Here is a 26,840-nt window from a genome sequence, read left to right as displayed (position 1 = left end):
CGGCTTGAAGCCGCGCGCAATGGGAGACAAAAACAGCGATGATCAGCCACTTTGACCACATCGTACTGACGGTGTCTGACCTAGATGAAGCCGTTTCTTTTTATGAAACGGTGTTAAAAATGGACAGCATTGTTTTTGCTAATGGTCGCAAAGCCGTGCGTTTTGGGCAGCAAAAAATTAATTTCCAGTTACTTGGGCAAGAGCTGCGTAATCATGCCATGGAAGGAGCCGGAGATGTGTGCCTGATCACGACCTGGTCAATGGGCAAAGTGATTGCCCATTTAACCGCTCATAAGGTTAATATTCTCGAAGGGCCTGTAGAAAAGTCAGGCGCACAAGGCGCCATCCAATCGGTGTATTTTAACGATCCAGACAACAACTTGATCGAGTTAAGTGTCTATATTCAGCCATCGGCTGAGGCTAGTGAAAAAACTAGCGAGAAGACAAACCTTGGTTAACCGCGTCTAATACCGACCCATAACGATGGGCTTCAAACACACCAAATCCACGGAGTTGTCGCGCTTTAGTTTTCGTGAAAATAGGCTGAGTTAAGCCAGTCAAAAAGCGCGTAATTAATACCGCCGTCACTTTTGTTGTTGGGCTTTTTTGTGCGAGATGTTGCGCGAGCTCCTGAGCGTACTCTGCGATTTTGTCTTGCCAGCCGGTTTCTTCGGTATCTTCCTTTGTTAGCGTCAACATGTTGCCTCGACACACAGAGCAATGCCCGCACGACTCAGGGGCTTGTTGGTCACCAAAATACTTTGCTAAATTGTAATTCAAGCACCGATCTAATTGAAAAAAACGAATCATGGTGGCGATGCGAGCGATTTCAGCGCTCTGCTTTTCCTCGACGTAGCGCTGTAATTGATCCGATAAAACCTCATGACGAAACGCATCAGGGTTGACTTGATACACCTCGGTCATGCCTTTGCTTTCTAAGGTTAATACCTGGTTATCGGCGGCAAATTCCAAAAGCTGTAATACGTCCCCGCGGGCCAGGCCAGACTCATTAAACAATTGTTCAAAATTCGGTGTTCCCCAAATTTTCTTATACTGAATGCCCTTTAATAGCGCCTGATACGCCGCTTGCCATTCATTGGGAATACGAGCAGCGAAAGCCGTACGATCGCCTTCCCATTTAAGCCGAACATCGGCGTAATAGCTGTATATTGGTGTGATAGCACCAAGTAATTCCAACTGCACCAGCAAGGTTTTTAACGGCAAAGAGCGAATGTTGCTGGCGCTCGATAAACCGTATAGCTGCGTTTCCCACTCGTTATTTAGGGTTTGTTCTGAAATAGCACGCAACAACGCGTCGATAGCGTGAGGTTCTGGCGTATCACCGTACACAAAGTTTTCCAACGTGCTCAAGCCTTCTAAATTGGCCAGCAACACACAGCGGCTTGGTTGGCTATCTCGCCCCGCACGGCCAATTTCTTGGCTGTAATTTTCGATCGATTTGGGTAAATCAAAATGCACTACGAGCCGAATGTCCGACTTATCAATGCCCATGCCAAAGGCAATGGTAGCGACGATAATGCGAGTTTTACTGGTCATAAAATCCGCTTGTATGGTGCTGCGAATCTCACTGCCTAACCCGGCATGGTAGGCTGTCGCGGAATAACCCTCAGCTTGTAAGCGTTGGGCAACGTCTTCGGCGGTTTTTTGTTGCGTAACATACACAATGCTCGCGCCTTGGGTATCGTCTAGCACCTGTTTGAGTGCGTTGAACGTGTTATGAATCTGAACGGGGATCAGATCGATGTCTAAATTCGCACGGTAAAAGCCCGTTTGCACGATCTGTTCTGGGTGAATAGAGAATTTTTGCGCCATGTCTTTTTGTACGCGACGGGTGGCAGTGGCCGTCAGTAACAATACCAAAGGAATCGCAAATTCCTGTTGGTACGCCGGCAGTTTTAAATAATCGGGGCGAAAATTATGCCCCCACTCTGAAATACAATGAGCTTCATCAACCACCAACATGGAAATAGGCACGCGCTTAATAAAACGTCGAAAACGCTCGTTTTTAAAACGTTCGACTGAAATCATTAAGATCTTAATCTCGCCGTTTTGCACCCCCGACATGACCGCTTGGCTTTCGTCTTTACTCTGGCTGGAATCCAAACAGGCCGCCGGAATACCTTTTGCACTCAAAAAGGCCAGCTGATCGTGCATGAGGGCGATTAAGGGTGAAATCACTAAGGTCAAATTTGGTAGCTGAGTCGCACTAAACTGATAGCACAGTGACTTACCTGATCCGGTGGGAAACACCGCCAAGGACGATTGCCCAGCAAGCAGCTGTTCTATGGTTTGTTGCTGGCCTTCTCTAAATTGCTCAAAGCCAAATTGTGTGAGTAGTTTTGTCTGTAAATCCATCATTGGATAGGTGCCTTCCTTGGTGAGTGTTTATCGGTTTGTGTGCGGAATTGATTCATTAACAACATGCTTAATCTAGCCTACAACGAGGTTTTTTGCGTTAAAAATTACCACTGATTCGTGTAAGCGGGGCTTCTTGCAACATAGAAAATTGTTCACGTAGATCGAGAATGTGCTCCGCCCAATAGCGCTCGGTATTAAACCAAGAGAAGGCTTTTGGAAACGCCGGATCTTTCCAACGTCTGGCGACCCACGCTGCGTAATGCATCATCCTCAGGGTTCTGAGTGGTTCGATTAACACCAACTGAGAGTCATCAAAATCACAGAACATTTCATAGCCTTCCAACAAAGCTTCTAATTGCAGGGTTTGATCTTGTCGGTCGCCACTCATTAACATCCATAAATCCTGAATCGCGGGTCCCATTCGACAATCATCAAAATCCACAAACACAGCCTTGTCATCGCGCCACAGAATATTACCAGGGTGGCAGTCGCCATGAAGACGGATGGGCGTATAGTTGCAAGTCGCAAAGCGTTGCTCGACGAGGCTAAGAATGTCACGAGTCAGTGTTGAATAGGCCTCTTTAAGGCTGCTGGGAAGAAAATCATTTTCTAATAAAAAGATGCGGCTGTCGGTGCCGTAACTTTGGATATCGATGTGGGGGCGAAACTGAAACTCCTTTTGCTGACTGGTCACATGCAAACGGCCCAGTGTTCGCCCCAGTAATTCTATGGTGTCTAAGTTATCCAGCTCGGGAGCGTGCCCACCAAAGCGGGGAAACATCGCCAAAGTAAATTCGCCATCCTGATACAGGCTACTGCCGTTAGGCAGTGTCATCGGCGCCACAAGAGGGAACTCTGCCGCGGCCAATTCAGCACAAAAATCGTGTTCTTCTCGGATTTGTTCAGGTGACCAGCGGTTAGGGCGATAGAACTTGGCAATAAGCGGGGCCGCCTCTTCAATGCCGACCTGCAACACTCTGTTCTCATACGAATTTAATGCCGTTAATCGGCCGTCGCAGTGAAAGCCCAAGGCTTCAATTGCATCGAGAATACGGTCGGGTGTTAACGCGCTGTAAGGGTGGTGGGTCATTGCGTTACTTCTGTTTTGTGGCTTGAGTGGCTATGGTAACCAATCCGCTAAGACTTTAGCACCACTGTTTTCATCTTATCGCTCAGCACGACCTCGCTACGACTTTAGTCGTAGGCTATGGGTTTTGTGTTGACCTACCATGAGCTTAGTTAAACACTGTGGAAAATAATAATTAACAGAAGGGTAAGTCGATGGTTTTTTTGCAGTTTAGCGGTCTTTTAGGGCTTTTGATACTCTTCGGTTTTGGCTTTTTTCAAGGCGATCTTTCCTCTGTTTATTCTATTGTTGGTGTCGTTTTTTGTGTGTTAGCGGCGGTGCCGGTGTTTTTGAATCGAGCGTTTTCAGGTCAAGCAGAACCGGATAGCGCAAACGATAATGCCAATCTCGTTTTTTCAGAAGTCAGTAAAACCGTCACGCAAGCTACGTCTAAAATGGCAATGGGAGCGGCTGAGGTATCGTATTTTGTCGACTCGTTGAGTAAAGATATTCACTTAACGCGAGACGATAGCGAGCAAATTACCCAAGCAGTAGAGATTTTGTCTAATACAGGGCTAATGTTGTCAAACAATGTGGTTCAGCTGTCACACACTATGAGTGAAACCGCGGAATCAAGTTTAACCGCGCAAACCGCGTTGACTCAAAGTGCCGATCAAATTAATCAGCTAACGCAAAAAGTGCAAACCGCCAGTGAGCAGCTTGCTTTGTTAACCAAAAGTGCCGACGACATTGACAGCATTACGGCCGTCATTAAAGCCGTATCTGAACAGACCAATTTATTAGCGTTAAATGCGGCGATCGAAGCGGCCCGTGCGGGGGAGCAAGGTCGTGGTTTTGCCGTGGTGGCTGACGAAGTACGTTCTTTGGCCGGTAAAAGCGCACAAGCTTCGGAGCAAATCTCATCTTTATTGGCCGATGTGCGTCGCAATAGCCAACTGACCAACACCGAAATGGCGTCGTTAAAAGGGCTAACCGAGAGCTTATCCACCACATTATTAGGAGAAACGAAACGCTTCGTTTCTCTCACGCAAGAGGTACAAAATGCCTCTACGGTCTTGTCTGAAGTGGAAGGCGCAGCGGAAGAGTTAGGCACTGCAAGTACGCAAATTAATGGCTCTATTTTACGTATTCGACATTCTTTACAAGACATCTCCAAGCGCAGTGATGAATTATCAAACGAAGCATCAGGCTTAAGTAATGGGGCTGAAGTGGTGTTTAGGGAGTTGGATAAAGTAAACGACACCTTGTTTTTCTCTGAGTTGCTTGGTGTCGCTAAGCAAGCCGCCAGTGAGATAGGTCAGTTGTTTGATGCAGCGATTGAAAAAGGCGAGTTAACTAAACAGGCGGTATTTTCAAAAGACTATCGCCCTATTAACAACACCAATCCGCAAAAATTCAGTACGGCGTATGACACGTTCAGTGACAACGCTTTCCCAAGTGTTCAAGAAGCCGTATTAGACAGGCACAGTCAGGTGATGTTTGCCGGAGCGGTGGATGTAAACGGCTACTTTCCGACTCACAATAAAAAATTCAGTCAGCCATTGACGGGGCATTACGAAAAAGATTTGGTAAACAATCGCAGTAAACGTATTTTTAACGATCCAACAGGCCGTCGTTGTGGTGCTCATACTGACACGTTTTTACTGCAAACTTATAAGCGCGATACTGGTGAGATTTTGCATGATTTGTCAGTACCGATTTATGTTAATGGTCAGCATTGGGGTGGCTTTCGAATGGGCTTTAAATCGACCGCGCGATAGCTCATTTCGTTCGAACTGAGTTTCTTTGCTTTTCCTTAATGGTATTTGGCTGAGTGGCGTATAGTAACGTTATCTAAAATTTTTTGGGTAACTCTGATTATGAATACGCCGCTAACCGCTAAAGCCAGTCTCACAATATTGTTGCCTTTTTTACGGCCTTATCGCCGACATATCGTGTTTGCCTTGATCGCTTTGGTTGTCACCGCTGGCACCATGCTTAGCTTAGGTAAAGGCGTGCAGTTGCTGATTGATCGGGGGTTGGCATCCGGCTCAGAACAGGGGTTAAATCACGCCTTGCTGGTGTTTATGGGATTGGTTTTCTTGCTCGGCATCGGTAGCTTTTGTCGATTTTTTCTTGTGTCATGGATCGGTGAACGTGTGGTGGCCGACATTCGCCAAGCGGTCTTTGCGCATCTGTTGACCTTATCACCGTCATTTTTTGAAGATAATTCCCCCAGTGAAATTCAGTCTCGTATTACCGCCGACACCACCTTGTTACAAAGTGTGATTGGTTCGTCTTTGTCGATTGCTTTACGCAGTAGCTTGATGCTAATAGGCGGCATTCTGTTTTTACTGATTATGCATTTTAAGCTGACGCTGATTTTATTGGCGTGCGTACCCTTGGTTATTGTGCCTGTGGTGTATTTTGGCCGTCGAGTTCGGCGCTTGTCTCGCGATAGCCAAGACGAAATCGCCAATGTGGGCCGTTATCTGTCTCAAGCGTTGCGTCATATAAAAGTCGTGCAGGCGTTTGGGCATGAAGCGCATGATGTGCAGCGTTTTTCTGACGCGGTCGATCGTGCGTTTGATGTGAGCGTAAAGCGTATTCAACAGCGCTCTTGGCTGACGTTAATGGTGATTTTATTGTCCATGAGCGGCATTGGCGTGATGTTGTGGTTTGGTGGGAAAGATGTGATTTCTGGTGACATCAGTGCTGGGGATTTGGCCAGCTTCTTGTTTTATTCGATTATTGTCGCAGGGGCTGTTGGGGCAGTATCTGAGGTGATGGGCGAGTTACAGCGTGCCGCTGGCGCCGCTGAGCGCGTGATGGAATTACTCAGTGCGAAGAGTGACATTGTTAGCGGTCCTGTGGGGCAATTTGATTTAGACATAGACACAAGAACAGAAACAAAAACAGAAACAAAAGCAGTGCCTGTAGGTGACATTATTACGTTTGACAAACTAACGTTTTGTTATCCGACTCGGCCGGATTATCCGGCGCTAAAAAATCTGTCTTTTTCAGTGAAACAAGGGGAAATGGTGGCGCTTGTTGGGTCATCTGGTGCGGGCAAATCGACCTTGTTTGAACTGCTGTTGCGCTTTTATGACCCGCAAAGCGGTGCGATTCGTTTAGCGGGGCACAATATTCAAGCGCTCAACTTAAACACCCTGCGCCAGTATTTTGCCTTGGTGCCACAAGAGACGGTGTTGTTTGATCAAAGTGTGTACGACAATTTGGGCTATGCAGATCGTCATGCCAGCCATGAGTCAATTCAGCAGGCGGCTGAGAAAGCCAATGCCCATGACTTTATTTCGCGTTTAGATAAGGGATACGATACCCGATTAGGCGAAGACGGCGTGCGCTTGTCTGGCGGTCAGCGCCAGCGCATTGCTATTGCGAGAGCCATCTTAAAAGACGCCCCCATTTTACTGTTGGATGAAGCTACCAGCGCTTTAGACGCACAAAGCGAAAGCAAGGTGCAAGCCGCGCTTGAACCCTTGATGAAAGGCAAAACCACCTTGGTCATTGCTCATCGATTAGCAACCGTACTGAATGCCGATCGTATTATCGTGATGGAACAAGGTGAAATCATTGCACAAGGCACTCACACTCAACTGCTTGAGTGTTGTGAACTTTACAAGCGCCTAGCAGACTTGCAATTTAGCCAATCTGTCCAATAAATACACCACGATAGGCGCAGTTGAGTTGGTTGTTTTCTATTGCCATACCGGGTGTTTGATAGAGAGCTTTTAGGTGTTTTGGGTCGCTTGGTAGGGTGGCGTTAATTGGCGTGTCGCTGTTATAAAAGACGATCCAAAAGCGTGCCAAAAGATCCGCTGACGTGAGGGTTAGGGCGATAAAGTGGCGATTTTTGTCGGACCAGTTTGCCCCTGTCATGGGGACACCCTGTTCGTTTAACCATTCAATGTGGTCGGCATCGGTATGCTGGTACAAGGTGTCATCATCAAGGTGAAGGTTCGCCAAAATAGGGTAGCGTTTGCGCAACGACATAAGGGTCGAGATGGTATGTTGCAGCTCAGTGCGAGCTTGGCTTGCTTGCCAAGTGAGCCAGGTGAGATCGTTGTCTTGGCAATAGGCGTTGTTGTTACCTTGTTGTGAGTGAGACAGCTCATCCCCGCCAAGAATATGCGGCGTGCCTTGGCTTAACAACAGCGTGGCCATAAAACAAAGCTGCTGATTTAAACGCTGTGCCTGAATATTCTGATCACTTGTTTCCCCTTCGATGCCAAAGTTTTGACTGATGTTGTCCCCGTGGCCATCGCGGTTGTTTTCCATGTTCGCCATGTTGTGACGTTGGTGATAAGACACTAGGTCTTTCATGGTGTAGCCATCGTGATAGGTGATGTAATTCACGGAATGCAAAGCGCTTTTTTGGCCTTTATGGAAGTAATCCCGAGATCCCATAAAACGTGTGGCGAATTCTGGCACCGCGCCCTTATCACCTCGCCAAAAACGGCGAATCGTGTCGCGGTATTGGTCGTTGCATTCTAAAAAGCCTTTAGGGAATTGCCCCACTTGATAGCCATTTGGACCAATGTCCCAAGGCTCCATCACCAAACAAGTCGTGCTTAAAATAGGGTCTTGTAGAATGGCTTGCAGTAAAGGCGCATTTGGCGTGAATTCATGATCGGTACGCCCTAAATCTACGCCCAGATCAAAACGAAAACCGTCAACGCCCATGATCTCTACCCAGTAGCGCATGCTGTCGCAAATCAGGCGAATACTGCTCGGGCTGAAGGTGTCGATGCAATTGCCACAGCCGGTGTAATTCAAATAGTCACCGTGCTGATGGCGGTAATAACGCGCGTTGTCGAGCCCTCGAAAACACACACTCGACTGGTTGAGCTCGCTTTCGGCTGTGTGGTTATACACCACATCTAAAATGACTTCGAAACCCGCTTGGCGAAGGCCGTCTATCATAAGTTGAAACTCCACCACAGCATCTTGTTGTGCATAAGAAGGCTCAGGTGCAAAGAAACTTGCTGGGTTGTAGCCCCAATAATTGTTCAATTTTAATGGCTGTAAATGCCGTTCATTCATAAAACTAAAACATGGCATCAGCTGAATGGTGGTGATGTTCAGGCTTTGTAAGTGCGCGATACCGGGAGCAGAGATCACGCCCAAATAGGTGCCTTTCAATGCATCGGCAATGGGCAAGTTCTGGCTGAAACCTTTAACATGCAATTCATACAAGGCACGGCTGGTGGGCGAAATACGCACACGTTTAGGGCGATCGGGTGATGATTGAATCGTTCGTACAATGGATTTAGGCACGCAATCAGCTGAATCAACGACGTTGGGCTGGTTGTCTTGAGTGAGGGCGGCTTGATCCGGATGCCAGACCAATTTACCACTGAGGTCTTTCGTATAAGGGTCGATTAAGAGTTTATGACGATTGAACACCTGCTGTTGCGCTGGTTCAAAAGCGCCTTCGGCGCGCAGCCCATAATGCTGTCCTTCGGTGAGCCCCAGCACTTCCATGTGCCATATACCACGGTGTTTTTGTGTAAAAGGCAAACGGGTTTGCTCATTACCACTCATATCAAACAGGCACAAATACAACTGGCTTGCGTCTTCGGACACCACAGCGAAGTTGACGCCGCTCTGCGTCACCGTTGCGCCAAGAGGAAAGGGTGAGCCGGTTGATATTGCGTGGTCTGTTGTCGTCATCTTGCTCTCTTTTTTCTTTCTCTAAGCGGTTATTGATATTTTAAAATGTAGGAGAGTGAAAGCCCGGCTCAGTCGTTACCAAGCCAACGCAATAACACACCGGCCAACGGCGGTACTTGCAATTCAATACTTTGCTGACGGCCATGGCTTGAAACCGCCTGCGTGTAGTAGGTCTGTGTGGTGACAAAACCGCTGCCGGTATATTGAGCGTCATCGGTATTCATAACGACTTGATAGCGACCTGCCTGAGGGACGCCAACGCGATAATCTCCATGAGCCATGGGCGTAAAGTTAATCACCGCGACGCTATGCTCTGGGCTGTCTTTGGCTTTACGGGCAAAGGCCAAAATACTGTTGGCGCTGTCGTCGTAACTGATCCATTCAAACCCTTGGTGAGAGTGGTCATGGTGCAAGCTGGCTTCGCTTGAATACAGGTGATTCAAATCTTTCGACAAGGCTTGTTGTGCCTTGTGTACATCGGTATTGAGTAAATGCCAGTCGAGGGAGCGTTCATGGCTCCATTCTTGGCCTTGGGCAAATTCGTTGCCCATGAAGTTGAGCTTTTTGCCCGGATGAAAATACATATAGGCCGAAAACGCCCTTAAGTTCGCAAACTTTTGCCAAGCGTCGCCGGGCATTTTGGTGATCATGGAGCCTTTGCCGTGCACGACTTCGTCGTGAGAAATCGGTAACACGAACTGTTCATCAAAGGCGTACACCATGCTGAAACTCAGCTCGCCTTGATGATGCTGTCGGTAAATAGGGTCTTTTTTAATGTAGTCCAGCGAGTCGTTCATCCAGCCCATATTCCACTTAAAGCCAAAGCCTAAACCGTTCATGTAGGTCGGTTTAGACACGCCAGGAAACGCCGTGGATTCCTCGGCAACAGTGAAGCAGCGCGGGTGATTAAGGTAAACGGTTTCGTTTAAACGACGCAGAAAATCAATGGCTTCGTAGTTATGATTACCGCCGTCTTTGTTGGGAATCCATTCACCGTCTTCACGGGAGTAATCCAAATACAACATGGACGCCACAGCATCTACTCGCAAGCCGTCAATATGGAACTCTTCCAACCAATATACCGCATTACTGATTAGATAATTGACCACATGCTCTTTGCCAAAGTCGTAAATCAGCGAGTTCCATTCTGGATGCCAGCCTTTTTTTGGGTCCGGGTATTCGTATTGTTTGGAACCATCAAAATTGCCTAATCCATGACTGTCGGCTGGAAAATGTGCCGGCACCCAATCCATAATAACGCTGATGTTGGCTTGGTGTAGAGCATCAACAAGGGCTTTAAACTCTTCCGGCGTACCAAATCGCGAGGTCACGGCGTACAGACCCACTGGCTGATAGCCCCAAGAGCCATCGAACGGGTACTCGGTAATCGGTAAGAGCTCGACGTGGGTATAACCCATTTCTTGAATGTAAGGCACCAGTTGATCGATCAGTTCAAGGTACGTCAGTGGTTGGTTATCGTCTTTACGACGCCACGAGCCAAGGTGCAGCTCGTAAATGCTCATGGGCTTTTCGTACAGGTCTTCGATTGGGCGATTGACCCAGTTGTCATCCTGCCATTGATGCTTATTGTCGAAGCAAGTGACGCTGGCAAACGAGGGAAATTGCTCAATACGCTGGGCATAAGGGTCACTACGATGGGGCAACAAATCACCCGCGTTGGAACGAATTTCGAATTTATAGCGCGCACCGTGATTCACATCAGGAATGAATAAACGCCAAATGCCGTCGCCGTTACTGGACATGGGGTGGAGACGACCATCCCAGCCGTTTACATCACCCACCACAGACACAGACCGCGCAGCCGGGGCGTAAACCGCGAAACGCGTGCCTTGGATCGACAGCGTGTTGTTTATCTTAGCGCGAGCGCGGATCGCCCCTTGGCTTTTGTACAAGCTGGCTTGGTGGTGTTCAGGGTCGACAAAAGTAGTACTGGGGAATTGGTAAGGGTCAACCAAGGTATGCGTGCTGTTGTCGTGATACGTAACCTCCAGACGGTAATGAAAACGTTTTGTGGTCTTTGGCCATTCTGCGTAAAACAAGCCCGCGTCTGAGGTGGGCTTCATGGTCGCCAATAGGGTGTCAGAATCAATCGCCAACACCCGCACTGATTGGGCTTCTGGTTGCCAAACAACCAATGACAAACCGCGTTTGTTCGGATGTGTTTGCAGCCCTAGGCAGCCAAACGGGTCGGAACAATGTGTGTTTAAAACATCATTGATGAGGGCATTTTTTATAAAATCCATTCACTTCTCCAGCAAGCGTAAGCTTGTTAACTCGATGTATTTTGGTGCTGATGACTGTGTAGTTTGCTCACAGCCCAACGTAAATATTGATTGACTTTGTTGGGTGTTAATTGGGCAAATTCATCCAGCGCGGCGTCCGTTAAGCTGTCTTCAGAGTGATTGACTTGAGACTGTTTAGCATGGTCTAAAGCAGCTTGTGTGACTACAACAGGTAAATTAATTTCTTGTTCAAATTTGCAATTTTTATGTTGCTGACAAAACTGGATAAACGCGTAAAGACCTTCAAAAATAAGGCTCTTATACCAGCTAGGGTGAATGTCAGAGGTTAGCGTTTCTATTAGTAGCGCGAACGTATCTTCACCTGGTGTCATGGAGCTTAGGGCGCGCTTGCAATCCAGCGCCGTTTTACTTTGCATGTCACCAAATACAATGGTGTTGGCATGGCTTAAACTTTCCCAAAGCTGCAATAGCATAGATTCAGGCAGCTTGGTTATCATGCCCTGTTCGGCACGCCAATCAAACCAGTCTACATCTTTCATTTTGCTTTGGGCATCTGTGCTGTGGTGGTAGCGTAAATTACTCGCAACATGCGTATATTCACTGTGCTTTTGTTGTAACACTTGTTTGAGCGTTTCGTAAAGCTCACTGGGTGATACGTGAGATAAGGTATCGTAAACCGCGGCGGTTTCTTCAGGGTCAAACTGGCGAGCGCACAACACAGCAAGGTTATAAATTCGAATAGTGCGCACCCCCGAGAAGAAATCTGGGTTGACTTTTATCAGCGTTCCGGCAATGGCGATCAACTCATGGCAAATAACCAGCCCGATAGACGACGTGGACACACTGCTTAATTTTTCTAAAATCACATCTTGATGAAGCGGAGAACGAATGGCTATTTCGGTTTCGGGGGTTTCACCAATCACCAACAGTCGCTGACGAACCGTTATATCTGCGATGTAGGTCGCCAAGTCGGTAGAGGGCTTCAGCAGTAATGAATAAAGCTGACGCGCTGGGCGCCATTGTTCGGTCAGAAGCGCCTGAAAATACACACTGGTTAATACTTTGTACGCCGTGACGGCTGGCGTTGAATTCGAGATGGTGTTCATTAGGGCGCGGCGACGCCCTAGCTCCATCAAGCAATCAACCGCTTGATTTATATCAGGTTGCTCAAGCAGCTGGTTTAACAGCGTTTCTGTGTCTGCGGTTTTTTGCGCCGCGGAATCGTAGGCTTTGGGTGTTGCAGACAACGGCCAAGGTGCATCGTGCAGTGGCACTTTGGTGCGCAGCGGTTGCTGATCCAGAGTGTTGATCATAATCGATCGACGGTTGCCCGATTTAAACGCATTTTTAGCCGACTGGGGAATTACACGAAACTCGTCGTGCTCGCGTTTTTGCAACAAACGAATAAATTCAAATAACTCATCGCAGCCTTTCATTTCACTCATGGCGTCATCAATCAAAATGGTGAACACCGCATTAGCCTGATAATACCAATGGTCCGCAATGATCTTTAATTCGTTACGAATGTGGGCTTGAAAAAGAGTCGGGTCGATTTTACGGTAATCTTTGTCTTCGTTTTGAATCCATGACAAGCACAAAAAGCTTTCATCATTGATGTTAAAGGCTTGCGACGTCGCTAGGCTGTTTAACGCACGGTTTGGTCGGCCAGTCAGCCCCAAGGTATCCGATGCGCCAAGGTGACGGTACGTCTGGACCAATTGTTCCGCACTGATGACTTGGAGTGGCGCGATGTCTTCCAGCGTCTGACACAAGCAACCGGCATTGATCAACTTCTGTTTTACCTTGTCGTTTTGCGCCAAAATCACCATAGATGTGGTGGCTTTATTAGGGCGATATTGAATTCGGTGCAAACCAAGAGGGTCTAAATCGTCGGTGGTGATCAGCTCTTCATCGAGCATTTTTCCGACTAAGAACAAGCTTTGCGCCCAGACCAGAGGCAAGTTGTCATTGGGTACCCGTTTTTGTGATCCGGGCTTTTCTTTTTCTGCCAAAATGCATTCTTGCGGCACGTAATACAATTCTGGCAGCAGCATTTGACCGTCTTTCTCGACCATCAAAGACTCTAATTTATGGCGATAATAGTTCGCACTTTCCCAGTCTCTTGCGAATAATCGATCTATATACAAATACGTAAAAAACAGCGGCCATTCTGACTCGATGTGCTCAAAGTTAATCAGTTCATCGTACTCATAATAAATACGCGTTTGGTCTTCGAGTTCCGACTGGTGTCCATCGAGTAAGAAGCGTTTGCAGCCATATTCACCGCCCAATTTACTGATGATTTCATGACGGGTGCGTTTGGCGAGTTTCTCATCGTTCACCGCAAACGCAGGGAAGCCAATAATGCTCAATACCGCGCTGTCGACTTCTTTTGAGCGAGACTCTTTGGGCAGTAACGATTGCAGCACAGACCCAGCGCGTGAAACCGCGTCTGCGAAGGAGTGAATCACCGCCCATTCAGGCCCATTGTCACCGAACAAATTTAACCCATCCAGCGCTTCCATGGCGGCTTTTGCCATTCCCACAGAGCTGGCATTGATCTCAGCTTTGCCGTTATTAACTTTATTACCCCGTTCCCAAATACCGTAATCTGGCGTGCGATAGGTACGTGAAATGTAGTAAATAAGATTCTGAATGAAGTTAAACTCATCGCGGGAAAAAATCATTTTACTCCCGGCTTTGGTCATTTGTGCCAGCATCAGCAGGTAAAAGCTGGTGGCGTCGATTTGTAAATGCCCCCAGGCATCGTCAGCGACCGCTTCCAGACCCGTTTTGGTATCGTATTTAGCATGCAGGGCGTCTTTCGGGTCTAAGCTGTGCTTAAACGATTCAACTTTGTGGGACTGTCGCATCATCGCGAACAGCAAACCTCGCATCATTTTGACACAGGAAAGTTCTAATTCATCGGCACGTTTTTGTGGGTTAGAGGCGCGGTTATACGCCAAATACAACGCCCAAACCGCCTGAATGCTGTACACATTATCTCGCACCCAGGCGTCGGTATAATTACCGTGATTATTTATGCTCGTACTGGCGGGAAACAAGCCGGTAACGGGATGTTGTCGGGACAAAATGACGGCTTGAATGTGTTGGTAAAGAGAATCTAGCTTATCTTGCGTATCAGACGCCATGTTCGATCCTTTAAAAACGCGTTTGTTTTAAACGGTGAATGTTACTCAAACCCTATTGATGAGTCGATTTGAAAATCACTATACCCAAACTTAATGACAGTCACCAATAAGTTAACGCACTAAAGAGACTTCTTTTTCACTTAATTGTAAAAAAGAGTCCAGATGGCTCATTTAAAGGTATTATGTGCACAAAATAGGAGCAAAAAAAACCATTGAGCGCCTTTTCAAGGCACCTCAATGGCCACTGTTTCCTCGGCTAAATACAAACCTAAAACGACCCAATAGCGCGCTATTATGAGTTGAATTGCCCGTGGAATTGCCACTTGAGTGGGCTGTTTAGTTGCCGGTTGTAGGGTTTTTTGTATATGCTTAAATTCCACCAGCACATGCCTTAAAAGCGCTTGATGCTTCCCTGCGTTTTTGCAGTGCTCAAACCTAATAAGCGAGCGAATTTGGACTATCTTTTTCTCTTTGCGGCGTCTTTTTTATCGGCGACGCTGTTACCTTTTGGCTCAGAAGCGTTGCTCTTGTATTACGCCAATGATGAGAGCCTATCCTTAGTGTTTTTAGGGTGTTGGGCCAGCATGGGCAACACGCTTGGCGGGCTGACGAATTGGTGGTTGGGCCGATATTTAGTGCGTTATGAACACAAGAGGTGGTTTCCTGTAAACCCCAGCGGACGAGCAAAGGCGGCACGTTTTTTTAACCGTTATGGTGTTTACAGCTTATTATTCACTTGGCTGCCTATTGTTGGAGATGGGATTGCTTTAATATCGGGTGTATTACGAACGCCCTTGAAGTACTTTTTACCCTTGGTTTTTATTGGTAAAGCGGCGCGTTATGCCTTAGTTTTATGGGGTCAGCAGGTTATCTTACTCAATGGCAACCTTCTACCCTAATGATGTATACGGAGAACGAAAACATGACAATGTCAAAAACACTGATATTAGTGATGGCAGGGGTGTCATTAGGCGCTTGCTCATCAATGGACGAAAAAAACACCTTCATGACCTATGGGGACCTGCAAGACAAAGTTCGATCACATGACGAGCAATGGCAAACAGTGCAAACAAAATTGGATCGTATCGACGCCTTGGAAGCTGAAATAGCCAGCTTGAAGCAAAATGGCGGGCCACAAAACTCACCGCTATTTGGCTCGGAAGCCTCTGCTATAACCGATTCACCCTTGAATGATTCCTCACTCAACAACGCCTCCGGTTTGGTGGCCAGCAATGAAAATATGCCCTCTATCAACGTGGCTCCCGTGGTGTTGTCGGCGCCCATTCAAGAGCCCCGGTCCGCTGAACCAATGGTGGCCATGGCGGTGCAAGAAAACACCCCAGCCAAAACCGCCGCACCAGTGCCAGTGTCCTCAGAGGTTCAGTCTGGCGTGCAATTGGCGTCTTATGCCAATCGTGATGAAGCCGCACGCGGATGGCGAATAGTGCAAAGCGCCAATCCAACCGCGTTTGACGGCTTAGTGCCGTTAGTAAACTCAAAAAACATCAACGGCCGAACCATGTACCAGCTCAAAGTTGGACCTTTTATCAACAAATCCTTCAGCAAAGATTTTTGCAACATGCTCAAGCAAAAAGGCGGCGATTGCCTAGTGACCCAATACAACGGCGAAACCCTGTAGAGCGATTGTGAGAGGTATGGCGAAAACTTTATAAACCTTATTATGAGGTTAAAGGGGAGGTACCCTTTAACCTCATTGCAAATACGGTGGGATGTTAACAATCAAAAATAAGTGTCTTGGTGAAAAATTGCTTCATAATATTCTTCAAGATACGGTTTAAGTTGTTGATATTATTTAAAAAATAGCCAAAAAAATCGTTTTTTGTCCCGAAAATTTGTTAAGCAGATCCTCAAGTAGATCCTCCATTGAAGGCTGTAGTTTGCTTGGGTCGTCGTCATTCTGATGATTGTCTGCGATGAACATGCCTGCTTTTTCCATTCTTCTGCGTTCTTCCGCTATTTCCGGAAGCATCATTTCCATCGTTGATTGATGACGCGCTGCCTAGCTTTATTAAATCGATTTTCGGGGGGATTTTTTCAGAGTTTGTGCTTTTAGACGTTTTACTAAGTTGAGCTGCAGGGGTTTTCATTCTATTGCCCAAGCGAGATAAGCAACTATAAAAAAGGTTTTCACAGGTAAAATACCCAAAGAAACTGACACGTAATAGAGTGCATGAAAAGTTTTTTAAAGCGTCAGTTTTTTAACCAAACGGAATTCAGTTTATGATGTACGAAGAATATTCTCAGCGATTAAATCAATATATCCATGATACTTCCTTGTCGTTAACGGCGTCTTTCGAGGCACTGTGTGCCGCTCAGGATGCTTTGATTGCAGAACTGGTGGCCAAAGGCGCCACGGTTGCGGGGTGGAAGATCGTGAAGCAAGAGGGGGTATTGATCGTATCGCCTATTTTTGATTTTCAGGTGCTGCCCGCCTTTGGGATATCGATTGACAATCAAGTAATAAACGGCACGGAATTGGAAGTCTGTTTTCAGCCCTTTGTTCCACGCGACATTAAAAATGTGTCTGGTTTAGTCGAGTCTTTGCCGGCTTTCGCGGCGGTGGAACTGATTCGCCCAGCGATTCACCCAACGAACCATCCGGCTTGTGATTTTTATTTTAATTACGGTGTTTTATTATCGAACCAGCCCGTCGTTGGTGAGATGACGTTTTCAGCAGGAAACCAAGCCTATCGATTTTCAGTTAATGTGAACGATGTCATTGCCGAGAAAAAAACTGTCTTAGAGGAAGGGCTAATGCAATGTATTCAGCGTGGCTACGGTAATAAAGACTACTTTTTTATTACCGGAACCTTAAATGGATTAGTACTTGCCGCCGAGTCGATAGGTGTGAATCGTGTTATTAATCAGAATGAAAGTGTTGTTAGCTTTGGTCTAGTGTAATAAAGCCAGTGAGAAGTGAGTGTTGTAAATAAGTAAAATAGGGGTGCTAAGTAGCATCCCTATTTTTATTAGGCCGAGGTCTTAGCGTTGATACTCAATGCCATGGCTTCGGCGATTTTGATGCCGTCGATGGCGGCGGACATGATACCGCCGGCGTAGCCTGCGCCTTCGCCTGCTGGGTAGAGTCCTTTGGTGTTGATGCTTTCGTAGCGGTCGCGGTCGCGGGTAATGTTAATCGGCGCCGAGGTGCGAGTTTCAACGCCCGTGAGTAAGGCGTCGTCGAAGGCAAAGCCTTTGATTTTCCGGTTAAATGCGGGGATGGCTTCGCGGATCGCTTCGATACAAAAGTCCGGTAGAGCATCGGCTAAGTTGGTGAGTTTGATCCCCGGTTTGAACGACGGTTCGACCGTACCCAGTTGCGCTGGGGTTTCATTACGTAAAAACGCCCCGACGGTTTGCGCAGGGGCGTCGTAGTTACTGCCACCCATCACGTACGCCAAGCTTTCTAATTCTCTTTGAAATTCAATACCCGCTAATGGCCCGCCGGGGTAATCGGATGGGTCGATGCCGACCACAATGGCGCTGTTGGCGTTACGTTCGTTACGGGAATATTGGCTCATGCCATTGGTCACGACGCGATGTTCTTCTGACGTAGCGGCAACCACGGTGCCACCAGGGCACATACAGAAGCTGTAAACGGAGCGGCCGTTCTTACAATGGTGAACCAGTTTGTAATCAGCGGCGCCTAAAATCTCATTGCCTGCATTGGGACCAAAACGGGCTTTGTCGATGGCTGATTGTTCGTGCTCGATACGAAAGCCTACGGAAAAAGGCTTGGCTTCGATGTAAACGCCTTTTTTGTGGATCATTTCGAAAGTGTCGCGGGCACTGTGACCGATGGCAATGGCGATGTGTTTGGAATGCAGTTGTTCGCCGTCGGCTAAGGTGACGCCGGTGATTTGTCCGTCTTCAATGTGTAAATCATCCACACGGCAGCTAAAGCGAATTTCTCCACCTAGCTCGATGATTTGGGCGCGCATTTTTTCCACCATAGCGACCAATTTAAAGGTGCCGATGTGGGGTTTGCTGACGTATAAAATTTCATCTGGTGCACCGGCAGCGACAAATTCATGCAACACTTTTCGGCTGTATTGTTTTGGGTCTTTCACTTGGCTGTAGAGTTTGCCGTCTGAAAAGGTGCCAGCGCCGCCTTCACCAAATTGTACGTTGGATTCGGTGTTGAGTACTTTTTTACGCCAAAAACCAAAGGTATCCTTGGTGCGCTCGCGCACTTCTTTACCACGCTCTAATACGATGGGCTTGTAGCCCATTTGCGCCAATACTAACGCCGCCAATAAACCACAAGGGCCAAAGCCGATCACTATTGGGCGTTCGGTCAGCGTTGCGGGCGCCTGCGCGACCGGGTGATAGTCTAAATCCGGTGTGGTTTTGATTTGCGGGTGATCTGCAAATTTAGCGAGTAAAGCGTCGTCGCAGGTGGTGGTGACGTCCAGGGTATAAATCAGAAAAATATTGGTTTTTTTACGGGCATCGTAACCGCGGCGGAACACATTAACATGCACCAGTTGCTCGGGCGTAATACCAAGTAAAGACAAGATAGCCTGTTGGATGGCGTCGTCATTGTGGTCAAGGGGAAGCTGAATATTGGAAAGTCGTATCATAGGAATCAATAAGTCGAATGCTGGGTTAATGGCTATGGTCGAGGATAATACGATATTTTCGGTCAAAAAGCTGTTTTGAAATGCGTTTTAGCGCCTTATTTACAGAAGAGAAACGGGCATTTTTTTGTTAATACCGTCATGGTGGTTAGGGGTTAAAACATTGCTAACAGATGCCACCACAAAAGATTCAAAGGCAATAAAATAACGCAGGTCAGCGCAAAAGTGGCTAAGCATACCTTAGTAACAGCGCTGACAGATAAGTTGCTAAGGGCGATAGCGGTGATCAGCGGAGGCGCTTGGTAAGGCAGCAGAACATTAGAAAACGCCATGACTTGCGTCATCAGTACGGCGTTGGTGGATAAGCCGGTGATGTCGGCAAGGTGCTCCGCCATAGGCGTCATAATCGCAGGCACGCCAGCCAGATTGGTCACGACCGCAACGCAGGTGGAAATGAGCGTGAGTAAGCTCAGATTTATCAGCGCCGCATCGGCTGAAAAGGGGATGGTATCCGTTAAATAGTTGACCAAGATAGTGCCCAAACCGGAGTGCGCAATAATGGCACTCAAACCAATAATACCGGCCGCAAAAAACAAAGTGCCGTATTGAATGTCTTTGTCTAAGGCATTTTTGCCCGTGAGCCCTGCGCTGGGCCACAAGCAAACGAGTGCCGCTATTAAACCAATCCAACCGGCTGAAATGTGGTGCAAAGCGTCGGTAAACCAAAACGCGAAACAGCCACACAATACAAACAATAAACGGATTTCGATTTTGCTAACGGTGGATTTTTCAATACTGGCCTGAATCGCATCATTGGGCGCCTTGTCGGGAAACAGCCACAAAATCACGCCAATAAGAACAAGCAGTTTGCCTAAACCTAAAACCGGAAAATGCAAAAGCAAGTATTCCCAATACGAAAAAGGAGTGGTGTAGAGCGCTTCGACCATACCAGAAAGCAACATATTAGGTGCGTTTGCAGGCAAAATAGAAAACGCGGGCAAAAACGTGCCAAACGCTGCGGCCAGCAACATGCCTTTGCGGCCATTGGACTCTTGGTCGTAGCCAAAATGGTCGGCTAGCGATGCGATAATGGGAACGATTAAGACCACACGCCCCACACCAGAAGGAATTAAAAACGCCAGCCCCATGGCAAAAAAAGCAATTTTGATGATGGTGCCTTGGTAACTGTTGCCCAATACCAGCATTAATAAGCGCGTGGCGCGACGGTTGAGTCCGGTATGGTTAATCGCTGCACCAAACACCATGCCACTGAACAGCAACCAAAAAGTCGACGACTGAAAACCAGTAAAAATCACCTCAGAGGGGGCCAGCTGCGTGGCCGTCGCAAAAGCAAACAACCCCAACGCCGGCCAGAATGCCGGTACAAGAGACGTCGCCCAAAGCGCAATACAAACAAACAAAAGCCCTGCCACCAAAGATTGGTTGAGCGTCATAAACTGATACGACACCCCCCCCACGACTAAGGTCATGAATATAACCAAAAACAAGGGCAAATTGAATTTAGCTTTTGTACTCGAAAGAATAGGGGTGTCTTGTTTTGTTGTCATGTTGGGTATGGTCGTGTTTTAGCTGATTGTTTTAATCGTTTTTTAAATCACTTTGTATCGGCGCGTGTTAGCGCAGATTCACTGCGATGTCTTCGGCAAAGCCCAACATGATGTTGAGGTTTTGCACCGCCGCACCAGAAGCGCCCTTGCCTAGGTTGTCTAATTTCGCCACCAAAACGCCCGATTGACCATTAGGTTCGCTCAGAACAGACAGCTCAACTTGATTGGTATTTTCTAGGTCGTGTGGTGTTAAGAAGGGCGCGGCTTTGTCTACGACCAAGTTTAAATCGTTCACAGTGACGAAGGTGTCGTTGGCGTAAGTGTCTGCCAGCTTGGCGTGCAATTGCGCCATGGTGGTATCGCCTCGTAGGTAAATCGGTAAAAAGGTCAGCATGCCTTGACGAAAGTGGCCGACGCTTGGTACGAAAATGGGCGTTTTGCTAAGGCCACCCCAGACTTTCATTTCCGCTAGGTGTTTGTGATTAAACGACAAACCGTACGCGCCAAAAAGTGGCGCGCTTTCTGTGCTTTCGTAGCGGTCAATCAGGGCGTTGCCGCCGCCGCTGTAACCTGAAATGGCGTTAATAGAATAGTCCCCATCGGCGGGCAATAAGCCGGCTTCTATTAGGGGTTTAAGCAACAACACCGCGCCAGTTGGGTAGCAGCCAGGGTTAGAGACAAATTGTGCGTCTTTTATTTTATCTCGTTGGGTGATGTCTAATTCAGGCAAACCGTACACCCAGCCTTCAGCGACACGGTGAACAGAGCTGGCGTCTAACACGCGGCAGTTTTCTTCTTTTGCGAGAAGAATGCTGTCTTTGGCGGCGTCGTCCGGCAAGCAAAGTACTGTGACATCGGCTTCTTTCATTAGACGGCGCTTTTCTGCGACGTCGCGTTTTTTTGCCGGGTCAATGCTGATCACAGTGATGTGCGGGTGGTGGATCAGGCGCTCTCTTACTTGAAGTCCAGTGGTGCCTGTTTCGCCATCGATAAATACTTTTTTCACGGAGGGATTCCTTACAAAGAGCCGTTACAGTGGGCTCGGTACATGAGAGTCATCGCATTTTAAAACAGCTCGATGAAATAAGCACGGTTTAAGCGTGAAACCATTAAACCGTGCGGCTTTTTATGACGGTAACAGAACTTGCTCGAAGAAGTGGCTTAGGGCTTGGTAATCATCCAGAGGCAAAATATCGGCAACGTATTGGTCTGGTCGAACAATAATAAGACCGCCTTTGTGAGTATCTATGCCACGTTTTTCATAAAAATCACCGTGTGAAGACAAAGCGCTGTAGACTTTTTCGTAGTCTTTCAGGCCGTATTTGCCTTTGTTGGGCTGCAGCAAAGGATGCACCGAACGCATGTCGGCGTCCCGGTGTGAGGCTTGAAAAACGGCCTGAAGGCTGATCACGGTGTCTGTATCTTGGTTTTTTTTAGTGAATCGTTTGATGGGTGAGTTCGTGTCGTTTTGTAAAAAATCACACAGGGCGCGAACGGGGCAGTCGTCGCTCATAAAGTCTGTGTTGCCAGCGAACGCAAGCAGGTGCCAGCGTCCATCGGCTTTAATGCTGTGGCCCAGTTGCACGGGTTTGGCATCGGCAAGGCGTGTGACGAACGCGGAATGAAAGCGCATACCAACGGTTTGGCCTGTGGCAAGGTGTTGGTGATGACCTGATGACACCAGGGCCGATGGCGGATAATGTATGGCGGTGCCCGCCGTAAAGCGGCCAAATTGTTGGAAGTACTTTTGAAATTCGGCTGGATCGACGCCATCTGGGTGCTCGGCAGACATAGGTTTGGCGCTGAACATTTTTGAAAACGCACGATCGAAATCAATCAGCTGCTGAGCGACGGCTTGTCTTTCTCCTGAATACGTGGATAAAAGGGTTGGGCTGGCTTTGCCTGTGAGTACGTGGGCCAGTTTCCATCCTAGGTTCCAAGTATCGTTTACCGATGTGTTGAGGCCTTGGCCGGCTTTTGGGCTGTGGGTATGGCAGGCGTCGCCAGCTAAAAACACGTGTGGTAAGCGGCCAGCTTCGGCGTCGTCGAAAGCCGTGGTTAAACGCTGGCCGATTTCATACACGCTCCACCAGGCGATCTCCTTCACGTTTATGGTGTAAGGCTGCATGATGCGGTTGGCGGCTGCAATGAGGTAGTCGGTGGTGATGGTGTTTTTGCTGAGTCGCTCGCCGCTTTTGAGCTTGTCTAATTCGATGTACAAACGCACCATGTACCCACCTTCACGGGGGATGATCAGCATGTTGCCTTCGTCGGTGGAGTGAATGGCGGATTTTAATCGAATGTCTGGAAAGTCGGTAGTCGCGAGCACGTCCATCACACCCCAACCTTGGTTGATGGAGTCGCCGAGCAATTCACGGCCAATGGATGTGCGTACTGTGCTGCGGGCGCCATCGCAACCCACTACGTAGTTGGCTTGCACGGTTTCAATCACGCCGAGGTGCTGAGAGTCTAGGCGTTCAAACGTTAGGGTAACGGGGTAGTCTTCGGCTTCGTGGTCCACCTCAAGATTGAGTAACTTGCGCGAGTAGTGGGGCTCAATTTTGGCGGCGCCATGGCGCATCACCGCCAAAAATGCATCGTGAACACGAGCTTGGTTGATAATGACGTGGGGCATTTCAGACAGATCGTCTTCCACGTCTTGAATTTTGCTGCTGCGGGCGATGTGTTTTGGTTGCGTCGCGTCAGGTTTCCAAAAGGCCGTTTCGTTTACCCAGTAGGCTTCTTGTTTAATGTGATCAGCAAAGTCGTAGGCTTCGAACATTTCCATGGTGCGACAGGCGATGCCATCGGCTTGACCGACTAATAAACGGTCGTCTTTTTGCTCCACAATGCAGGTAGAAATGGTGTCAAATTTGGATAATTGCGCGGCAAGGTTTAATCCCGCAGGTCCGCAACCGACGATCATGACATCGACTTTTGTTGGTAACGGGTGCTTTAGGGGCGGCGCCATCAATCGATCGGCGGGGTCGTGAATTTTTGGGTCACCAGGGTAAAAACCGTGTTGGTAAAATTGCATGGTAGATTCCTTTTGTTGTTGTCGTTTTGTGTTAGATAAAACATACCGTGAAAATACTTTACTGGGCTTTAGGTATAAGTAAAAATAGATTTTTAAACTAAGACTAATAGAAAACGCATAGATGAATCCTAACTTATTAAAACAATTGGCGATTGTGGTGAAGCAGGGGTCTTTAAGTCGCGCTTGTGAGCAGTTGTACATTACTCAGCCAACGTTAACGCGCAGTATTAAGTTACTCGAAATGAAGGTGGGCGCACCGGTGTTGATTCGCACCCGTTATGGGGTGGAACCAACAGAAATTGGCGCCAGACTGGCGCAAATTGGTGAGCGTATTTTGGCAGAGGCTGAGCAGAGTGAAGAGGTGATTCGCCAATACCACAGTGGCTATCATCACGAGTTTGTGATTGGTATTGATCCCCTATGGGAGTTTGCGACGGTGGCGCAGATGACGGCGTATTTTATGCGCGAAAAACGCTATGTGTTTCATTTTCGGACAGGGTCTGCAGCGGCGCAAATTACCTTACTGCAAAAGGGCGAGTTGGATTTTGTGCTGGCACCGGCGCATTTGTCAGTGAAACAAGGTGAGCTGAGCCGTACGCTGCTGTTTCGCGACCGCTCGGGGGTGTTCGTGGGGAAAAAGTCGTCCTTGATTGGGGGACGTCAGCCTATCGCGGCTGAGGTGTTAGAAAAGCAAAACTGGATTGTGGCGGGAGCCAGTGCGGGCTTTTTGGATCGTCCGAGTGAATTAGTAGGCTTAAAAGCCGCCAGTATGGCGTTTACTGGCAGCATACGTTCGGTGTTGCATTTGTTGAGCACGTCGGACGTGGTGGTGCGTTTGCCGGCGCGTTTAGCACTGATGACACACGACATTGATACGAATCAAATGATTCAGGTTAGCGGCCCATTAGGACCTCGTCGAGACATCGCTCTGTGGTCGAAGAGTGCCAATATAGAGCGGCCAGACTACACGAAAGTGCATCAATTAATTGAGGTTTTCATGCGCTCGCTGGATACGTCTGTGCCCACTTTCGAGTTGGCTTTGTGATGTTTGGCTTTAAACGCGTACCCGTGTCGTCATTTATGTCATGTCGCTTACCGCTTGAGCAAATCGCTCGACACTGTCCCAATCGGTAAACTCTTGATCCGTGGCGGGGTCGGTCGGGCCTTTTGTCATCCACATAATAAAGCGGATCATGTTGCGGTCTAAAAAGCCATATTTTTTGTAATTCAACCGACCTGCAAACACACCTTGCAAACTTGGCTGCCACGCCAATTGTGCCATGAGTTTAACAATATAAGGGTTGGTATCGGGTTGGCATTTTTCAGGCTTTCTGGCCACTAAATTTACCGTGTAAAACGCGCTCGGTTTACCGTCCAGTTGCGCTTTATGTTGTTGAATAAAGCTCACGACCTGCCTTTGGTGTTTGCCATAACGAATGCTAGCACCAATGACGGTTTTGTCGTGTTTGGCCAGTGTGTCGGTGCTGACCTTTTCTATAGGCAGCAAGGTGACAAGGTGACCTTGTTGCTCAATGATGTGCTGCATTTTTTGGCTGATTTTTAGCGTGTGACCGTCAGTAGTGGAGTAGGTTAGCAAAATAGTGGACATGATGGATCAGAGAAACTGCCTCTTAGAAGTGAAAAACGTATTTTGTAAAAACACGACATGAAGAAGGTTATAACCACTCAGCGACGTGCTGTAAAGGTTAGGTCTTTGGCTTCTTAGTTTTTGCTTAAATGGGCCATAAAAAAAGCGACTCACGTGTGGCTAAGTCGCTGTGTTGTTCGCTTGATGACCAATCACTCGTAAAGGTGACTTTTATTCTGCAGAGCTGTGTTTTCTGGCTCGAACGTCCGATTGTGCGCTGCGATAGAATTTTTCTTGGGGTTTAGATCGGGTGACTTGATCGCTGTCGTCTTCGTTGTGCAATAAAAGAAAGTTTGCGGCGCGTTGAGCATCGAGGCGATCGTTCATGACGGCGTTTTTAATGGCGCAGCCTGGTTCTCCGTCGTGTCGGCAGTCACTGAATCGACATTGTTTTGCTAGTGCGATAAGGTCCGCAAAATCGGCAATGGCGCTGCCATCAAATTCCGTCAATTGCAATTCACGCATGAAGGGGGTGTCGAGCAAAATGGCGCCTGATGGCAGTATCTTTAGTACACCAGACTCGCCAATCATGGTTTGCGCTTTGCCGTCTTCCGTGGGTGTCATTAGGGTATTGATCAAAGCGGATTTGCCGGAGCCAACCGCGCCGAGAAGGGCAATCGTTTTGCCTTTTTTCAGCAAAGGCGATAAACAACGTAGGCTCTTCGCGTCTAGCGCATTGACCGTTTCGACGATCAACAAGGGGTCAAGCTTTTCGACTTGAGCGCGCTTTTCTGCTGCCTCTTCGCAGGTGTCAGCCTTAGTTAAAACCACTACTGCATCCGCTTGCGCTTCGTGCGTTAGTGCTAGGTAGCGTTTAATGACGTTAATATTAAAATCTTCATTTAAGGCGCACATGAGAAATACGGTGTCGATATTGGACGCGATATTTTCAAAGTTCGAACGTGACTCCAAAAGACGTAAGAAACCGTGATCGTTGTCTGTAATCACCCAGTCGCCAACGACCATGCGGGGCAAATCTGGGTGATTTTCTAATGTAAAAAAGCCAAATTCACCCACTAGCTCAAAGCGATTTTCTTGTTGTGAACAGATACGTGCAATACGATTAGACTCTAAATCATCCAATGATAACTGTTGTTGAAAATAAGCCTGCCAGCCCAAATCCAATAAAGTGAACGTGGAATCCATTATTACTACCCCAAGCGAAATACGCCATCGTAAATAAGAAGCAAGGTGCTTCAACAATTAGTACAAGCAAACATAAATATAATTTATGCGCTAACCAAAAAATACCCAACAACACCAAACTGTAAATAGTCCTTTACACACTATTAATCTGCGAGATTATCACAGTGTGAGAAGGTGACAAATAGAAATATTGTGCTTCTAAACAAGGTATTTAGGTTAGCGTGTTGGAGAATGAAGAAAGTATGGAATAAAGCAATAATGACGGGGATTTGATCAACCCAAAAC

General features: G+C 47.6%; 19 protein-coding genes. 7 read left to right on the top strand and 12 right to left on the bottom strand.

Translation table 11 applies throughout. The features are described from left to right. Nucleotides 1-38: 38 nt before the first annotated feature. Nucleotides 39-458: a VOC family protein gene (locus FXV75_RS10780; RefSeq protein WP_148833315.1), complete on the top strand. Its 420-nt coding sequence runs from the start codon at nt 39-41 to the stop codon at nt 456-458. Here the strand turns inward: FXV75_RS10780 and FXV75_RS10775 are convergent. Both FXV75_RS10775 and FXV75_RS10770 read right to left on the bottom strand, forming a co-directional pair. Then, nucleotides 433-2,379: an ATP-dependent DNA helicase RecQ gene (locus tag FXV75_RS10775; protein WP_148833313.1), complete on the bottom strand. Its 1,947-nt coding sequence runs from the start codon at nt 2,377-2,379 to the stop codon at nt 433-435. The genes FXV75_RS10780 and FXV75_RS10775 overlap by 26 nt on opposite strands. A 97-nt stretch (nt 2,380-2,476) precedes the next feature. Further along, a complete protein-coding gene (locus FXV75_RS10770) occupies nt 2,477-3,469 on the bottom strand; it encodes a serine/threonine protein kinase (RefSeq protein WP_148833311.1) in 993 nt (330 codons plus the stop codon). 191 nt (nt 3,470-3,660) lie between these two features. Between FXV75_RS10770 and FXV75_RS10765 the strand changes: the two genes are divergently transcribed. Together FXV75_RS10765 and FXV75_RS10760 are read left to right on the top strand one after the other, a co-directional pair. Then, nucleotides 3,661-5,226 carry a methyl-accepting chemotaxis protein gene (locus FXV75_RS10765; protein ID WP_148833309.1) on the top strand — a complete coding sequence of 522 codons (1,566 nt, stop codon included), beginning with the start codon at nt 3,661-3,663 and terminating at the stop codon, nt 5,224-5,226. Nucleotides 5,227-5,325: 99 nt separating this feature from the next. Then, a complete protein-coding gene (locus FXV75_RS10760; RefSeq protein WP_148833307.1) occupies nt 5,326-7,128 on the top strand; it encodes an ABC transporter transmembrane domain-containing protein in 1,803 nt (600 codons plus the stop codon). Here the strand turns inward: FXV75_RS10760 and glgX are convergent. From glgX to FXV75_RS10745, 3 genes are all read right to left on the bottom strand, one after another. Further along, nucleotides 7,109-9,139 carry a glycogen debranching protein GlgX gene (gene glgX, locus FXV75_RS10755; protein WP_148833305.1) on the bottom strand — a complete coding sequence of 677 codons (2,031 nt, stop codon included), beginning with the start codon at nt 9,137-9,139 and terminating at the stop codon, nt 7,109-7,111. The two genes, FXV75_RS10760 and glgX, sit on opposite strands and share 20 nt — an antisense overlap. A gap of 68 nt (nt 9,140-9,207) precedes the next feature. Beyond that, a complete protein-coding gene (gene glgB, locus FXV75_RS10750) occupies nt 9,208-11,403 on the bottom strand; it encodes a 1,4-alpha-glucan branching protein GlgB (RefSeq protein WP_148833303.1) in 2,196 nt (731 codons plus the stop codon). 26 nt (nt 11,404-11,429) lie between these two features. After that, on the bottom strand, nt 11,430-14,555 hold the full coding sequence (locus FXV75_RS10745; RefSeq protein ID WP_148833300.1) for a glycoside hydrolase family 15 protein: 3,126 nt from the start codon (nt 14,553-14,555) through the stop codon (nt 11,430-11,432). Nucleotides 14,556-15,007: 452 nt separating this feature from the next. Here FXV75_RS10745 and FXV75_RS10740 point away from each other — a divergent pair, with 452 nt between their 5' ends. Both FXV75_RS10740 and FXV75_RS10735 read left to right on the top strand, forming a co-directional pair. Beyond that, nucleotides 15,008-15,454, top strand: coding sequence for a YqaA family protein (locus FXV75_RS10740; RefSeq protein WP_262368532.1), 447 nt, complete (start codon nt 15,008-15,010; stop codon nt 15,452-15,454). 23 nt (nt 15,455-15,477) lie between these two features. After that, complete coding sequence (locus FXV75_RS10735; RefSeq protein ID WP_148833296.1) at nt 15,478-16,194, top strand: SPOR domain-containing protein; 717 nt, start codon at nt 15,478-15,480, stop codon at nt 16,192-16,194. A gap of 174 nt (nt 16,195-16,368) precedes the next feature. Here the strand turns inward: FXV75_RS10735 and FXV75_RS10730 are convergent, their stop codons facing one another. After that, nucleotides 16,369-16,548 (bottom strand): hypothetical protein, encoded by a 180-nt coding sequence (locus tag FXV75_RS10730; RefSeq protein WP_148833294.1) that lies wholly within the window; start codon nt 16,546-16,548, stop codon nt 16,369-16,371. 248 nt (nt 16,549-16,796) lie between these two features. Between FXV75_RS10730 and FXV75_RS10725 the strand changes: the two genes are divergently transcribed. Beyond that, nucleotides 16,797-17,477, top strand: coding sequence for a hypothetical protein (locus tag FXV75_RS10725; protein ID WP_148833292.1), 681 nt, complete (start codon nt 16,797-16,799; stop codon nt 17,475-17,477). A gap of 68 nt (nt 17,478-17,545) precedes the next feature. Here FXV75_RS10725 and FXV75_RS10720 read toward each other — a convergent pair whose 3' ends face one another. From FXV75_RS10720 to FXV75_RS10705, 4 genes are all read right to left on the bottom strand, one after another. Further along, nucleotides 17,546-19,225 (bottom strand): NAD(P)/FAD-dependent oxidoreductase, encoded by a 1,680-nt coding sequence (locus tag FXV75_RS10720; RefSeq protein ID WP_262368531.1) that lies wholly within the window; start codon nt 19,223-19,225, stop codon nt 17,546-17,548. An 86-nt stretch (nt 19,226-19,311) separates the two neighbouring features. Next, nucleotides 19,312-20,724, bottom strand: coding sequence for an SLC13 family permease (locus tag FXV75_RS10715; RefSeq protein WP_148833290.1), 1,413 nt, complete (start codon nt 20,722-20,724; stop codon nt 19,312-19,314). A gap of 67 nt (nt 20,725-20,791) precedes the next feature. After that, on the bottom strand, nt 20,792-21,730 hold the full coding sequence (gene argC / locus FXV75_RS10710; protein WP_148833288.1) for an N-acetyl-gamma-glutamyl-phosphate reductase: 939 nt from the start codon (nt 21,728-21,730) through the stop codon (nt 20,792-20,794). A gap of 120 nt (nt 21,731-21,850) precedes the next feature. Then, nucleotides 21,851-23,761 carry an FAD-binding monooxygenase gene (locus FXV75_RS10705; RefSeq protein WP_148833286.1) on the bottom strand — a complete coding sequence of 637 codons (1,911 nt, stop codon included), beginning with the start codon at nt 23,759-23,761 and terminating at the stop codon, nt 21,851-21,853. A gap of 121 nt (nt 23,762-23,882) precedes the next feature. On the opposite strand from FXV75_RS10705, the gene FXV75_RS10700 reads away from it, so the two are divergent. Next, nucleotides 23,883-24,806: a LysR family transcriptional regulator gene (locus FXV75_RS10700; protein ID WP_148833284.1), complete on the top strand. Its 924-nt coding sequence runs from the start codon at nt 23,883-23,885 to the stop codon at nt 24,804-24,806. 33 nt (nt 24,807-24,839) lie between these two features. Here the strand turns inward: FXV75_RS10700 and hemG are convergent, their stop codons facing one another. Beyond that, nucleotides 24,840-25,370: a menaquinone-dependent protoporphyrinogen IX dehydrogenase gene (gene hemG, locus FXV75_RS10695; protein WP_148833282.1), complete on the bottom strand. Its 531-nt coding sequence runs from the start codon at nt 25,368-25,370 to the stop codon at nt 24,840-24,842. A gap of 210 nt (nt 25,371-25,580) precedes the next feature. After that, entirely contained in the window at nt 25,581-26,555 is a 975-nt protein-coding gene (gene rsgA / locus FXV75_RS10690) for a GTPase RsgA (protein WP_148833281.1), read from the bottom strand. Between the last annotated feature and the right edge of the window lie 285 nt (nt 26,556-26,840).

The sequence above is a fragment of the Marinomonas sp. IMCC 4694 genome, assembly GCF_008122525.1.
Taxonomy (GTDB): domain Bacteria; phylum Pseudomonadota; class Gammaproteobacteria; order Pseudomonadales; family Marinomonadaceae; genus Marinomonas.
Note: the sequence above shows the minus strand (reverse complement) of the source record. Positions and strands in the feature narration are given on the sequence as shown.

Coding starts and splice junctions, on each gene's coding strand:
- FXV75_RS10780 (WP_148833315.1), top strand. CDS start 39: ATGATCAGCCACTTTGACCACATCGTACTGACGGTGTCTGACCTAGAT.
- FXV75_RS10775 (WP_148833313.1), bottom strand. CDS start 2,379: ATGATGGATTTACAGACAAAACTACTCACACAATTTGGCTTTGAGCAA.
- FXV75_RS10770 (WP_148833311.1), bottom strand. CDS start 3,469: ATGACCCACCACCCTTACAGCGCGTTAACACCCGACCGTATTCTCGAT.
- FXV75_RS10765 (WP_148833309.1), top strand. CDS start 3,661: ATGGTTTTTTTGCAGTTTAGCGGTCTTTTAGGGCTTTTGATACTCTTC.
- FXV75_RS10760 (WP_148833307.1), top strand. CDS start 5,326: ATGAATACGCCGCTAACCGCTAAAGCCAGTCTCACAATATTGTTGCCT.
- glgX (WP_148833305.1), bottom strand. CDS start 9,139: ATGACGACAACAGACCACGCAATATCAACCGGCTCACCCTTTCCTCTT.
- glgB (WP_148833303.1), bottom strand. CDS start 11,403: ATGGATTTTATAAAAAATGCCCTCATCAATGATGTTTTAAACACACAT.
- FXV75_RS10745 (WP_148833300.1), bottom strand. CDS start 14,555: ATGGCGTCTGATACGCAAGATAAGCTAGATTCTCTTTACCAACACATT.
- FXV75_RS10735 (WP_148833296.1), top strand. CDS start 15,478: ATGACAATGTCAAAAACACTGATATTAGTGATGGCAGGGGTGTCATTA.
- FXV75_RS10730 (WP_148833294.1), bottom strand. CDS start 16,548: ATGATGCTTCCGGAAATAGCGGAAGAACGCAGAAGAATGGAAAAAGCA.
- FXV75_RS10725 (WP_148833292.1), top strand. CDS start 16,797: ATGATGTACGAAGAATATTCTCAGCGATTAAATCAATATATCCATGAT.
- FXV75_RS10715 (WP_148833290.1), bottom strand. CDS start 20,724: ATGACAACAAAACAAGACACCCCTATTCTTTCGAGTACAAAAGCTAAA.
- FXV75_RS10705 (WP_148833286.1), bottom strand. CDS start 23,761: ATGCAATTTTACCAACACGGTTTTTACCCTGGTGACCCAAAAATTCAC.
- FXV75_RS10700 (WP_148833284.1), top strand. CDS start 23,883: ATGAATCCTAACTTATTAAAACAATTGGCGATTGTGGTGAAGCAGGGG.
- hemG (WP_148833282.1), bottom strand. CDS start 25,370: ATGTCCACTATTTTGCTAACCTACTCCACTACTGACGGTCACACGCTA.
- rsgA (WP_148833281.1), bottom strand. CDS start 26,555: ATGGATTCCACGTTCACTTTATTGGATTTGGGCTGGCAGGCTTATTTT.